Origin of the sequence: Citrobacter sp. Cpo032, from assembly GCF_030332975.1 — a bacterium.
Classification (GTDB): Bacteria; Pseudomonadota; Gammaproteobacteria; order Enterobacterales; family Enterobacteriaceae; genus Citrobacter; species Citrobacter portucalensis.
The window spans coordinates 155,071-167,676 of the sequence record NZ_JAOWGU010000047.1 but is presented as its reverse complement, the minus strand read 5'-3'; the positions used below and the strand labels follow the sequence as shown (position 1 = coordinate 167,676).

11 protein-coding genes are annotated in these 12,606 nt (G+C 52.1%); 3 read left to right on the top strand and 8 right to left on the bottom strand.

Going from position 1 to position 12,606, the window contains the following annotated elements; genetic code table 11:
- Nucleotides 1-14: 14 nt before the first annotated feature.
- Both yebF and yebG read right to left on the bottom strand, forming a co-directional pair.
- Nucleotides 15-368, bottom strand: coding sequence for a protein YebF (gene yebF, locus OGY33_RS17305; protein ID WP_020996626.1), 354 nt, complete (start codon nucleotides 366-368; stop codon nucleotides 15-17).
- A 121-nt stretch (nucleotides 369-489) separates the two neighbouring features.
- Nucleotides 490-780, bottom strand: coding sequence for a DNA damage-inducible protein YebG (yebG, locus tag OGY33_RS17300; RefSeq protein ID WP_032943780.1), 291 nt, complete (start codon nucleotides 778-780; stop codon nucleotides 490-492).
- A gap of 132 nt (nucleotides 781-912) precedes the next feature.
- Here yebG and purT point away from each other — a divergent pair, with 132 nt between their 5' ends.
- Nucleotides 913-2,091, top strand: a complete 1,179-nt coding sequence (purT, locus tag OGY33_RS17295; RefSeq protein WP_048216178.1) for a formate-dependent phosphoribosylglycinamide formyltransferase — start codon at nucleotides 913-915, stop codon at nucleotides 2,089-2,091.
- Nucleotides 2,092-2,158: 67 nt separating this feature from the next.
- Here the strand turns inward: purT and kdgA are convergent, their stop codons facing one another.
- The 3 genes from kdgA to zwf form a co-directional block, all read right to left on the bottom strand.
- Complete coding sequence (kdgA, locus tag OGY33_RS17290) at nucleotides 2,159-2,800, bottom strand: bifunctional 4-hydroxy-2-oxoglutarate aldolase/2-dehydro-3-deoxy-phosphogluconate aldolase (protein ID WP_003034901.1); 642 nt, start codon at nucleotides 2,798-2,800, stop codon at nucleotides 2,159-2,161.
- A gap of 34 nt (nucleotides 2,801-2,834) precedes the next feature.
- Nucleotides 2,835-4,646 (bottom strand): phosphogluconate dehydratase, encoded by a 1,812-nt coding sequence (gene edd / locus OGY33_RS17285; protein ID WP_008785050.1) that lies wholly within the window; start codon nucleotides 4,644-4,646, stop codon nucleotides 2,835-2,837.
- A gap of 233 nt (nucleotides 4,647-4,879) precedes the next feature.
- Nucleotides 4,880-6,355, bottom strand: a complete 1,476-nt coding sequence (gene zwf, locus OGY33_RS17280; protein ID WP_048216177.1) for a glucose-6-phosphate dehydrogenase — start codon at nucleotides 6,353-6,355, stop codon at nucleotides 4,880-4,882.
- Between the two features lie 364 nt (nucleotides 6,356-6,719).
- Between zwf and OGY33_RS17275 the strand changes: the two genes are divergently transcribed.
- Both OGY33_RS17275 and pyk read left to right on the top strand, forming a co-directional pair.
- Nucleotides 6,720-7,589: a MurR/RpiR family transcriptional regulator gene (locus OGY33_RS17275; RefSeq protein WP_003034893.1), complete on the top strand. Its 870-nt coding sequence runs from the start codon at nucleotides 6,720-6,722 to the stop codon at nucleotides 7,587-7,589.
- Between the two features lie 119 nt (nucleotides 7,590-7,708).
- Complete coding sequence (gene pyk, locus OGY33_RS17270) at nucleotides 7,709-9,151, top strand: pyruvate kinase (RefSeq protein ID WP_003034890.1); 1,443 nt, start codon at nucleotides 7,709-7,711, stop codon at nucleotides 9,149-9,151.
- 46 nt (nucleotides 9,152-9,197) lie between these two features.
- Here pyk and lpxM read toward each other — a convergent pair whose 3' ends face one another.
- The 3 genes from lpxM to znuA form a co-directional block, all read right to left on the bottom strand.
- Nucleotides 9,198-10,169: a lauroyl-Kdo(2)-lipid IV(A) myristoyltransferase gene (lpxM, locus tag OGY33_RS17265; protein ID WP_286572014.1), complete on the bottom strand. Its 972-nt coding sequence runs from the start codon at nucleotides 10,167-10,169 to the stop codon at nucleotides 9,198-9,200.
- Between the two features lie 119 nt (nucleotides 10,170-10,288).
- On the bottom strand, nucleotides 10,289-11,608 hold the full coding sequence (mepM, locus tag OGY33_RS17260; RefSeq protein WP_003833825.1) for a murein DD-endopeptidase MepM: 1,320 nt from the start codon (nucleotides 11,606-11,608) through the stop codon (nucleotides 10,289-10,291).
- Nucleotides 11,609-11,623: 15 nt separating this feature from the next.
- Complete coding sequence (gene znuA, locus OGY33_RS17255) at nucleotides 11,624-12,568, bottom strand: zinc ABC transporter substrate-binding protein ZnuA (RefSeq protein ID WP_133158639.1); 945 nt, start codon at nucleotides 12,566-12,568, stop codon at nucleotides 11,624-11,626.
- Nucleotides 12,569-12,606 lie beyond the last annotated feature (38 nt).

The following is a 12,606-nucleotide window of genomic DNA, read 5'->3' as shown; positions in this document are numbered from 1 at the left end:
TGCAAATACCTGCGTTACTGCGGCTGATACTCCGCCGTTCCGGCTTTGCAGTCGACTTTTACCTGATAGTGAATATCCGCGCTTTTACCGCGAACCGTCAGGGGAACTGACCATTTCCCGTCTTTGCCCGTAATATCGGGCGTGTTGACCCAGGCGACAGGGTCGGCTTGCCCGACGAGTTTTTGATCGTCAGCCCAGCGCGCGATGCGATTTTGCTGATAGTCACGTTTCACGCTTGCCGCAATACCGTCAGCATCCAGTCCTTCGCACTTGGGGAACTGAACATTCTTGCTTTCCATATTTGCCGCAAATACCGATACGCTGGCAGACAATAACAGCAGGCTCAATAACGCTCTTTTTTTATACATTCTTTTCTCCTTAATCTCCCCTTCGTCCTTCAGGTTGCCTGCGGCAACGTGAAATAACGTCAGAGATTGCACAATGATTCAGGGAAAAGCATGGTACAAAACGTCAGGAGCGCAAGTCGTTTCAGGCAGCCTGAGTATCATCCTCAGTGTGTGCATCGTTTTCGACAGCCTGTGGCGAAGGCAGCTTGCCGTTTTTCAGAATGGCGCTCAGCACATCTTTTTGCTCAGCCAGCCACAGGGAAAGAGCTTCACGCTGCTCGTCTTCGAGCGCTACCGGCGATTGCTCCAGCCATGTGTCGAGCAGATCTGCTGTATCCAGCATTTTGTCATACGCATCGGCTTCCTTTTTGCTGGTAAACGACATTTTTTCCTCACCTTCCCGAATGACTACGTATTTAACTTCAACCGCCATTTTTGCAGCCTCTTAAATTACCTGTATTTATGTACAGTATATTCTTTTTAAGCCCTGAAATCAACCTGGTAATAAAGACAGACGCAAACGTTTTCGTATATACTGCGCCCAGATAAAACAGGGGATTAATTTATGACGTTATTAGGCACAGCGCTGCGTCCCGCAGCAACGCGAGTGATGTTATTAGGTTCAGGTGAACTGGGTAAAGAAGTGGCGATTGAATGCCAACGCCTGGGTGTGGAAGTCATTGCCGTGGATCGTTACCCCGACGCGCCAGCCATGCACGTTGCCCATCGCTCCTATGTAATTAACATGCTGGATGGCGAGGCATTACGCCAGCTTGTCGAACGTGAAAAACCACATTACATCGTGCCGGAAATAGAGGCGATTGCCACGGATATGCTGATCAAACTGGAACAGGAAGGTCAACACGTTGTGCCTTGCGCACGAGCGACCCAACTGACCATGAACCGGGAAGGAATCCGTCGCCTCGCCGCCGAAGAATTGTCTTTACCCACATCATCTTTCCGTTTTGCAGACACCGAAACACGTTTTCGTGAGGCCGTTGCCGAAATCGGCTATCCCTGCATTGTGAAGCCGGTAATGAGTTCTTCCGGCAAGGGGCAGAGCTTTATCCGTTCAGCCGATCAACTCACCGAGGCGTGGAACTATGCTCAACAGGGAGGCCGGGCAGGCGCCGGACGCGTTATCGTCGAAGGCGTAGTGAATTTTGATTTTGAAATCACCCTGCTAACCGTCAGCGCCGTTGATGGTGTGCATTTCTGCGCGCCGGTAGGTCATCGCCAGGAAGATGGCGATTATCGCGAGTCCTGGCAGCCGCAGCAGATGAGTGACCTGGCGCTGGCGCGCGCGCAGGAGATTGCCCGCAAGGTGGTACTGGCGCTGGGCGGTCACGGACTGTTTGGCGTGGAGCTGTTTGTCTGCGGTGATGAGGTGATTTTCAGCGAAGTCTCCCCTCGCCCTCACGACACGGGTATGGTGACCTTAATTTCGCAGGATCTGTCTGAGTTTGCCCTGCACGTACGTGCATTTCTCGGTCTGCCCGTTGGCGAAATCCGCCAGTATGGACCTTCTGCTTCCGCCGTTATTCTGCCGCAACTTACCAGCAAGAATATCACATTTGATAACGTGCAAGCCGCTGTAGGTGTGGGTATGCAAGTGCGTTTCTTTGGCAAGCCGGAAATCGACGGAAGCCGTCGTCTTGGCGTTGTGCTGGCCACAGCACAGAACATTGAAGATGCGGTGATACGCGCGAAAGACGCAGCCGCACAGGTGAAAGTTGCAGGATAAAAACCAGACCCGTAGGCCGGATAAAGCATTGATGCCGTATCCGACCTACGGTTTACGCATTAACGGCTTACTGCTTCGCGCCTTCTACTGCTTCACGAGCCAGCTTGGTAATACGATCGTAATCACCCGCTTCCAGCGCATCCGCCGGAACCAGCCAGGAACCACCGATGCACAGCACGCTTTTCAGTGCCAGGTAGTCACGGTAGTTCGCCGGAGAGATACCGCCGGTTGGGCAGAAACGCACCTGAGAGAACGGACCCGCAATTGCCTGCAGCGCTTTGGTACCGCCATTTGCTTCAGCAGGGAAGAATTTGAACTCTTTCAAACCGTAGTCCATACCCAGCATCAGTTCAGACACGGTGCTGATACCAGGGATCAGCGGAATAGTGCCTTCCGTTGCGGCTTTCAACAGCGGCTCGGTCAGGCCCGGGCTGATAGCAAACTGCGCACCGGCTTCGGTCACTTCAGCCAGCTGTTGCGGATTCAGTACAGTACCTGCACCAACGATAGCGTCCGGAACTTCTTTTGCGATCGCGCGAATGGCATCCATCGCACATGCGGTACGTAAGGTCACTTCCAGAACGCGCACGCCGCCTGCAACCAGCGCTTTTGCCATCGGCACTGCGTGTTCCAGTTTATTAACCACGATAACCGGTACAACCGGGCCAGTGGTCAGGATTGCTTCTGCACTTGTCTTCCAGTTTTTCATCAGAGTTTTCTCTCGCCTGATTACAAAATAAGTCTTAAAAAGTGATACAGGTTGCGCCCTGTTCCGCACCGGACAGCTTTTCACGCAACGCGCTGAACATTTCACGGCCTGTGCCCACGCGCGATGCGCTGAGGTCAGGAATGTGAGGCTGACGAGAAGCAAGTTCCTCTTCATCAACCAGCAGCGTCAATTCACCTGTCTGTCCATTCACACGAATGATGTCGCCATCGCGTACTTTTGCCAGTAGCCCGCCATCATAGGCTTCTGGGGTTACATGGATTGCTGAAGGCACTTTACCTGAAGCACCTGAAAGTCGTCCATCGGTAACTAACGCAATTTTGAAACAACGGTCCAATAATACACCAAGTGGCGGCATGAGTTTATGTAATTCTGGCATTCCGTTTGCTTTTGGTCCCTGATGGCGCACAACGACTACGCAATCACGGTCGAGCAGTCCCGCATCGAAGGCCGGCAATACATCATGCTGACTTTCAAAAACAACCGCGGGCGCTTCAATTACCTGATTTTCTACCGGAACCGCCGACGTTTTCATCACAGCACGTCCGAGGTTACCGCTCAGCACTTTGGTACCGCCGTGGTGGGAGAATGGCTGATCGATGGTAGCAATCACATTGCTGTCCAGCGACTTCGCTGCCCCTTCGCGCCAGTCCAGTTCACCATCGTTGAGCCAGGGTTCCATGGTGTAACGAGACAAACCAAACCCAGCAACGGTGTTCACATCTTCATGCAGCAGACCCGCGTTCAGCAGTTCGCGCATTAACACCGGCACGCCACCCGCTGCCTGGAAGTGGTTAATATCTGCCGGACCATTCGGATACAGACGCGCCATCAACGGCACGATATCGGACAGATCGGAGAAGTCGTCCCAGTTAATCAGAATCCCGGCTGCACGCGCCATCGCAACCAGGTGCATTGTATGGTTGGTTGACCCCCCGGTCGCCAGCAGCGCGACAATACCGTTCACCACTACTTTTTCATCGATCATTTTACCGATCGGCATCCATTCATTGCCGTTGCCGGTCAGACGCGTTACCTGACGAGCAGCCGCGGCGGTCAACGCTTCGCGCAGCGGGGCATCCGGGTGTACGAATGAGGACCCTGGCAGTTGCATCCCCATAAACTCCACCACCATCTGGTTGGTGTTTGCCGTGCCATAGAACGTACAGGTCCCCGGTGCGTGATAAGACGCCGCTTCGGATTCAAGCAGCGCCATGCGATCGACTTTGCCTTCAGCATACAGCTGACGGATACGCACTTTTTCTTTGTTCGCCAGACCGCTCGCCATCGGACCGGAGGGAATAAAGATCGAAGGCAGATGACCAAATGACAGTGCCGCCATCACCAGACCCGGGACAATTTTGTCGCACACGCCAAGGAATAACGCGCCGTCGAACATATTGTGTGAGAGGCCGACAGCAGCCGACATCGCAATCACTTCGCGACTCAGCAACGAAAGCTCCATCCCATCCTGTCCCTGGGTCACACCGTCGCACATCGCAGGAACACCGCCAGCGACCTGGCCTACCGCATTGGCTTCATGCAGCGCTTTACGAATGATGTCGGGATAATGTTCGTACGGCTGATGCGCGGAAAGCATGTCGTTATAGGAAGTAATGATCGCGATATTGTTACGCAGCATGCTTTTCAGCGAGGCCTTGTCATCCGGCTGGCAGGCAGCAAAACCATGCGCCAGGTTACCGCACGCCAGCTGTGAACGATGAACGGTAGTCGATTTCGCTTGTTCAATACGGGCAAGGTAGGCGGAACGCGTGTCGCGAGAACGTTCGACAATACGTTTTGTTACGCGTAACAAATTCGGATTCATAGAGGCTCCTAAAATTTATCTGTCAGAGCGTTGGATCAACAATGTGTTTCAGTTGGGTTAAAAACAGCTGAATCGCTTGTTAGCCGTAGCTCAGGGGCAAAATCGTTTCAGGCAGTGTAATAAAAAAAGCCCCGCGGGTGAATCCACGCGGAGCTTAAAAGTGCAAAAATTATTCTACAATCTGTGTTAGATCATGTTACCGGTAAAATAACACCTATGGGCTAGATGATATTTTACTCGAATTCGTTCCAGGAACGACCATCACGGGTAATCATGGCCACAGAGGCAACTGGTCCCCAGGTCCCGGCCTGATACGGCTTCGGTGCATCGTTGTCCATTGCCCAGGCTTCGGTAATAGAATCGACCCACTTCCATGCTTCTTCAACTTCATCTCGACGCACAAACAGCGCCTGAATGCCGCGCATCGTTTCAAGCAGCAGGCGCTCATAAGCGTCGGCCAGATGCGTTTGGTTGAAGGTTTCGGAGTAGCTCAGGTCAAGTTTGGTAATTTGCAGGTTATGCTTGTGATCCAGTCCAGGCACTTTGTTCAGTACCTGGATATCGACACCTTCATCAGGCTGCAAACGGATAGTCAGCTTGTTCTGCGGCAGGTCCTGCCAGGATTCTCTGAACAGGTTCAGCTCAGGCGTTTTGAAGTAAACCACCACTTCAGAGCACTTGGTCGGTAAACGCTTACCGGTACGCAGGTAGAACGGTACGCCCGCCCAGCGCCAGTTATCGATATCCACACGGATCGCCACAAACGTTTCCGTGTTGCTGCTCTTGTTCGCGCCTTCTTCTTCCAGGTATCCCGGAACTTTTTTACCCTGGGCAAAACCGGCGGTGTACTGACCACGAACTGTCTTTTCACGTACGTTCGAACGATCGATACGACGCAGTGATTTCAGTACTTTCACTTTTTCATCACGGATGCTGTCTGCGCTCAGATCGGACGGCGGAGACATCGCGATCATGCACAGGATCTGCAGCAGGTGGTTCTGGATCATGTCGCGCATTTGACCGGCCTGGTCAAAGTAGCCCCAGCGCCCTTCAATGCCCACTTCTTCCGCCACGGTAATTTCTACGTGGTCGATAGTGCGGTTATCCCAGTTATTCACAAACAGGGAGTTGGCAAAACGCAGTGCCAACAGGTTCAGTACCGTCTCTTTGCCGAGATAGTGGTCGATGCGGTAAACCTGGCACTCTTCGAAATACTCGCCAACCTGATCGTTGATTTCACGAGATGTTGCCAGTGACGTGCCCAGCGGTTTTTCCATCACCACGCGGGCAGGCTTAGCATTCAGCTTTGCTTCACCCAGACCTTTGCAGATCGCGCCAAAGGTGCTTGGCGGCATTGCGAAATAGTTGATGGTGGTACGCGATTTTTGATCCAGCATTTTGCCCAGACGCTTAAACGCGGCGGTGTCGTTGACGTCCAGGTTACAAAACTCAAGACGACCGCTGAGGGTTTCCCACAACCTTTCATCAATTTTTTCTTTCATGAAGGTTTCGAGCGCTTCGCGCACAACCTTGGTATAGGCTGCTTTGTCCCAGTCGGCACGCCCAACCCCAATGATGCGGGTATCCGGGTTAATCTGGCCGGCCTTTTCCAGTTGATACAGGGAAGGCAGCAATTTCCGTCGCGCCAGGTCGCCCTTCGCGCCGAAAATGACCAGATCACATGCCTGGGCTGTTTGCGTTACCGCCATGTCATTCTCCTCAATTAAGTGCCTGGTGCTTTTGCCAGACACTGGTTGTAATTTTATTACAGTGCACTGTACTGCTTTTACGTGAATCCGGAAACCGTAAACGCTTATCCAGCCGTGCTGTTACCGCGAACAGCCGCTTTATTGGCGTATAACCCATCAAAATGGATAAAAAAGTCGTCTTTTTCGTACCCATGAAGAAGTATGAAAATCCGACTCCGATCATGTAATGAAAAAAAACAACAACTATTTTGTCCATTTTGCCCCGTTGCTGCACTAGCAGGGGTACTATCTACCAGAGTTACCGCTCGATTTCTCCTTATCGTTGAAATCGTTTTTGCCCATGACCCATGAGTCTACCTACATCATGAATATGCTGGAAAAAATCCAGTTAAAACTGGAACATTTGAGCAAGTCAGAGCGTAAAGTCGCCGACATTATTCTTGCCTCTCCCGAACGGGCAATTCACTCAAGCATCGCTGCGCTTGCTGTAGAAGCCAACGTCAGCGAACCGACGGTGAACCGTTTCTGTCGTAGCATGGATACGCGCGGCTTCCCTGATTTTAAACTGCATCTGGCACAAAGTCTGGCAAATGGTACCCCTTATGTTAATCGCAATGTGGATGAGGATGACAGCGTAGAATCTTATACGGGGAAAATCTTCGAATCGGCGATGGCAAGCCTTGACCACGTTCGTCAGTCGCTGGATAACGCGGCGGTAAACCGGGCGGTAGATTTGTTAACCCAGGCGAAGAAAATCGCCTTCTTTGGTTTAGGTTCTTCCGCCGCGGTCGCACACGACGCGATGAACAAATTTTTCCGCTTTAACGTACCGGTAATCTATTCCGACGACATTGTCCTGCAACGGATGAGTTGTATGAATTGTAGCGACGACGACGTCATTGTGCTTATTTCTCATACCGGAAGAACCAAAAGTCTGGTTGAACTGGCGCAGTTAGCAAGGGAAAACGACGCTATGGTTATCGCCCTCACCTCTCCCGGGACGCCACTGGCGCGTGAAGCCACGCTGGCTATTACCCTCGATGTGCCGGAAGATACTGACATTTATATGCCCATGGTCTCTCGACTTGCTCAACTGACCGTGATAGATGTGCTGGCTACAGGATTTACTTTGCGCCGAGGGGCAAAATTTAGAGATAACTTGAAGCGTGTCAAGGAAGCGCTTAAGGAATCGCGTTTTGATAAAGAATTACTCATCAAGAGTGATGACCGCTAAAAGCAATAACAATGTTCTACCCTTTTATCATCCGGGTCGTTCATTTTACCGTTAATGTTTGAGAACGGCCGGATTAATGTTCACGCAACACCTAGTTGTTTCAGTCAACGGAGTATTACATGTCCAGAAGGCTTCGCAGAACCAAAATCGTTACCACGTTAGGCCCGGCAACTGACCGCGATAACAACCTTGAGAAGATTATCGCCGCGGGTGCGAACGTCGTACGTATGAACTTTTCCCACGGCTCTCCAGAAGATCACAAACTGCGGGCGGATAAGGTCCGTGAAATTGCCGCAAAACTGGGACGTCATGTAGCTATTTTGGGTGACCTGCAGGGACCTAAAATCCGCGTATCTACCTTTAAAGAAGGTAAAGTTTTTCTTAATGTTGGCGACAAGTTCCTGTTAGACGCCAACCTCGGTAAAGGCGAAGGCGACAAAGAAAAAGTCGGCATTGATTATAAGGGACTGCCTGCAGACGTCGTGCCTGGCGATATCCTGCTGCTCGACGACGGTCGCGTACAGCTTAAAGTGCTGGAAGTTCAGGGCATGAAAGTCTTCACCGAAGTCACTGTCGGTGGCCCGCTGTCCAATAACAAGGGCATCAACAAACTGGGCGGCGGTCTCTCTGCTGAAGCCCTGACCGAAAAAGACAAAGCCGACATCATTACCGCTGCGCAAATCAGCGTTGACTATTTGGCTGTCTCCTTCCCGCGCTGCGGCGAAGATCTAAACTATGCCCGCCGTCTGGCGCGCGACGCCGGTTGCGATGCGAAAATTGTCGCCAAGGTAGAACGTGCAGAAGCCGTCTGCGACCAGAATGCGATGGATGACATCATCCTGGCTTCTGACGTAGTGATGGTAGCCCGTGGCGACCTGGGTGTTGAAATCGGTGACCCTGAGCTGGTAGGTATTCAGAAAGCGTTGATTCGCCGTGCGCGTCAGCTGAACCGTGCGGTCATCACCGCCACACAGATGATGGAGTCGATGATTACCAACCCAATGCCGACTCGTGCGGAAGTGATGGACGTGGCTAACGCCGTCCTCGACGGCACCGATGCCGTAATGCTCTCTGCCGAAACAGCAGCAGGTCAGTACCCGGCGGAAACCGTCGCGGCAATGGCGCGCGTGTGCCTGGGTGCAGAGAAGATCCCAAGCATCAACGTCTCTAAACACCGCCTTGACGTGCAGTTTGATAACGTTGAAGAAGCGATTGCGATGTCAGCGATGTACGCTGCTAACCACCTGAAAGGGGTCACCGCTATCATCGCTATGACGGAGTCTGGTCGTACTGCGCTGATGACTTCTCGTATCAGTTCCGGTCTGCCAATTTTCGCGATGTCTCGTCATGAACGTACGTTGAATCTGACCTCTCTGTATCGCGGTGTCACCCCGGTTCACTTTGACAGCGAAACAGATGGCGTCGTTGCCGCCAATGAAGCAGTGAACCTGCTGCGCGATAAAGGCTATCTGGTTTCCGGCGATCTGGTGATCGTGACACAGGGCGATGTGATGAGCACCATTGGCTCAACTAACACCACGCGTATCCTGACCGTCGAGTAACACCAGAGTTTGATGTAAAAAAGCCTCTCGTTTGAGAGGCTTTTTTTTATTTCTTCGGATAGAGATCTTTGCGCTTATAGGGCTCAATCTCGCCGGGTTTACGCGTCTTAAGCAGTTTCAGTATCCAGGTGTATTGTTCGACATGAGGCGTGACAAAAATCTCCACCTCTTCGTTCATTCGTCTGGCAATGGTGTGGTCATCCGCTGTCAGGATGTCATCCATCGGAGGACGGACCTTAATCGTCAGGCGGTGAGTTTTACCGCCATACACCGGAAACAGCGGCACGACACGCGCGTGGCAGACCTTCATCAAGCGACCAATTGCCGGTAACGTTGCTTTATAGGTAGCAAAAAAATCGACAAACTCGCTGTGCTCAGGCCCGTGGTCCTGATCCGGGAGGTAGTATCCCCAATATCCCTGTCGTACAGACTGAATAAACGGTTTGATGCCATCATTACGCGCATGTAATCGACCTCCGAAACGACGGCGTACCGTGTTCCAGACGTAATCAAATACCGGGTTTCCCTGATTGTGGAACATTGCTGCCATTTTCTGTCCCTGGGAAGCCATCAGCATCGCCGGGATATCTACGCCCCAGCCATGAGGAACGAGAAAAATCACTTTTTCATCGTTGCGGCGCATCTCTTCGATGATTTCAAGGCCCTGCCAGTCAACCCGATTCTGAATTTTCTCCGGCCCGCGCAGGGCGAGTTCCGCCATCATGACCATCGCCTGAGGGGCGGTCGCGAACATCTCATCAACAATGGCTTCGCGCTCAGCTTCGCTGCGTTCAGGAAAACAAAGGGATAAATTGATCAGCGCTCTGCGACGTGAGCTTTTTCCCAAGCGTCCAACCATCCGTCCGAGCTTTGCCAGAATAGGATCGCGAAATGACGCTGGCGTTAACGCAATCCCAGCTATCGCCGCTACACCCAGCCAGGCGCCCCAGTAGCGCGGATGGCGAAATGATTTATGAAACTCAGGGATATACTCAATATTCTTTTTTTTCGTTTCCATGCTCTTCCAGTGTCTGGTGCCGCGAAAAGTAAATCTGCTGATAGTGTAGCGGCGCACCGTGCGCCGTACAAAATAAAAAAGCCGGCACGCATCGCGTACCGGCTTTATCAGTGTGCTAATTAATCAAAACGTAGCTGAGGCATAACTTCTTTCACCTGCGCCAGATAATCGGTGCGATCCGAGCCGGTCAGACCTTCTGTACGCGGCAGTTTAGCCGTCAGAGGGTTCACGGCCTGCTGGTTAATCCACACTTCGTAGTGCAGATGCGGACCAGTTGAACGCCCCGTGTTACCTGACAGCGCGATACGATCGCCACGTTTCACTTTTTGACCTGGTTTCACCAACAGCTTACGCAGGTGCATATAACGGGTGGTGTAGGTGCGACCATGACGAACCGCAACATAGTATCCGGCAGCGCCGCTACGCTTCGCTACAACCACTTCACCATCGCCTACCGACAGTACCGGCGTCCCCTGCGGCATCGCAAAGTCGACACCTTTGTGCGGCGCTACGCGTCCAGTCACCGGATTCAGGCGACGCGGGTTAAAGTTCGAGGAGATGCGGAACTGTTTCGCCGTCGGGAAACGCATGAAGCCTTTCGCCAGCCCGGTACCGTTACGGTCATAGAACTTACCGTCTTCAGCACGGATGGCGTAATAGTCTTTGCCTTCAGAACGTAAACGCACGCCCAGCAGCTGGCTTTGCTCGCGCTTACCGTCCAGCATTTCGCGAGACATCAGCACTGAGAACTCATCGCCTTTTTTCAGTTTGCGGAAATCCATCTGCCACTGCATGGCCTTAATCACCGCGCTGATTTCAGAGCTGGTCAGTCCGGCCTCTTTGGCGCTGGCGACGAAGCTTCCGCCCACCGTGCCTTTGATACGGCTGTTAACCCAATCGCCCTGCTGCATTTCGCTGCTCATTTTGAAACCTGTCGCAGTACGATCGTAAGTGCGGGTTTCACGGCGGGACACTTCCCAGGTCAGACGCTGCAGGTCACCTTCCGCGCTTAAGGTCCAGGATAACTGCTGACCAATTTTCAGATTGCGTAGTTCTTTATCGGAAGCAGCGAGCTGACTGATGTCGCCCATATCGATGCCGTACTGATTCAGAATACTGCTCAGCGTATCGCCTGTGGAGACGACATACTCATGCACGCCGGCTTCACCAGACGTTTTGTCATCCAGTTCATCCTGCGGAATGGCTTCGTCTTCCTGCGCGGCCTGATCGATAGGTTCACTGGCCTCAGGCAACAGTGAACGAATTTCGCTTTTTTCCAGCTCGATAGTTTTAACGATGGGTGCTGAATCGGGATGGTAAACATAAGGCCGCCAGACGGCGACGGCCAATGTCAGTACGGTAAGCGACCCCAGCATAACGCGATGGGGTCGCGGCAGATTATTAAATGCCAGAGCGACAGAGCGGGCTATCTGTTGCACGTATTCACTTCCTCATTAATCTCCTTTCAGGCAGCTCGCATACTGGTTGGCTAATTGGTTCAAAAACGCTGAATAGCTTGTTTTACCCAGTTTGATATTCGTTCCGAGCGGATCCAACGTTCCCATTCGAACGGATGTCCCTCTCGCGACGGCTTCAACGACCGCTGGCCTGAACTGTGGCTCAGCAAAAACGCAGGTTGCTTTTTGCTCAACCAACTGTGTTCTTATTTCATGTAAACGCTGCGCACCAGGTTGAATCTCAGGGTTCACGGTAAAGTGACCAAGCGGTGTTAGTCCGTAGTGTTTTTCGTAGTAGCCATAGGCGTCATGAAAAACGAAATAACCTTTTCCCTTGAGCGGTGCGAGCTCGTTACCTACCTGCTTATCGGTTGCGGCTAATTGTGCCTCAAAATCCTTCAGGTTGGCGTCAAGTTTGGCTCGACTTTGCGGCATAAGTTCCACTAATTTTTCATGGATTGCAACCGCTGAGGCCCGCGCTATCTCTGGGGAAAGCCAAAGATGCATGTTGTAATCGCCATGATGGTGATGCTCGTCACTTTTTTCACTGCCAGCATCATTGTGTCCATGATCGTCATCGTCGTCATCAGCACCTTTCAAGAGTAACGGTTTCACGTCATTGAGCTGCGCAATCGTTACCTGTTTCGCGTTAGGAATATTCTTGACTGACTTTTCCATAAACGCTTCCATCTCAGGTCCAATCCAAACAACTAAGTCCGCGCCCTGTAAGCGTTTTACGTCTGATGGACGCAGTGAATAGTCATGTTCGGAAGCCCCGTCAGGCAGGAGAACCTCAGTGTCTGTTACCCCGTCTGCAATGGCTGAAGCAATAAACCCCAGCGGCTTGAGCGAGGCCACCACAGCGGCATTTGCTGCCTGTGTTGCACTACCCCAAAGAGCAGCGGATAATGCTGCGAAAAGAAGCGTATTTTTATGTAACATAATGCGACCAATCATCGTAATGAATGTAAGAAATGTGA

Bases quoted from the DNA above. Each gene is read 5' to 3' on its own strand.
- purT (WP_048216178.1), top strand. From the start codon at position 913: ATGACGTTATTAGGCACAGCGCTGCGTCCCGCAGCAACGCGAGTGATG.
- znuA (WP_133158639.1), bottom strand. From the start codon at position 12,568: ATGTTACATAAAAATACGCTTCTTTTCGCAGCATTATCCGCTGCTCTT.
- yebF (WP_020996626.1), bottom strand. From the start codon at position 368: ATGTATAAAAAAAGAGCGTTATTGAGCCTGCTGTTATTGTCTGCCAGC.
- OGY33_RS17275 (WP_003034893.1), top strand. From the start codon at position 6,720: ATGAATATGCTGGAAAAAATCCAGTTAAAACTGGAACATTTGAGCAAG.
- zwf (WP_048216177.1), bottom strand. From the start codon at position 6,355: ATGGCGGTAACGCAAACAGCCCAGGCATGTGATCTGGTCATTTTCGGC.
- yebG (WP_032943780.1), bottom strand. From the start codon at position 780: ATGGCGGTTGAAGTTAAATACGTAGTCATTCGGGAAGGTGAGGAAAAA.
- edd (WP_008785050.1), bottom strand. From the start codon at position 4,646: ATGAATCCGAATTTGTTACGCGTAACAAAACGTATTGTCGAACGTTCT.
- pyk (WP_003034890.1), top strand. From the start codon at position 7,709: ATGTCCAGAAGGCTTCGCAGAACCAAAATCGTTACCACGTTAGGCCCG.
- kdgA (WP_003034901.1), bottom strand. From the start codon at position 2,800: ATGAAAAACTGGAAGACAAGTGCAGAAGCAATCCTGACCACTGGCCCG.
- lpxM (WP_286572014.1), bottom strand. From the start codon at position 10,169: ATGGAAACGAAAAAAAAGAATATTGAGTATATCCCTGAGTTTCATAAA.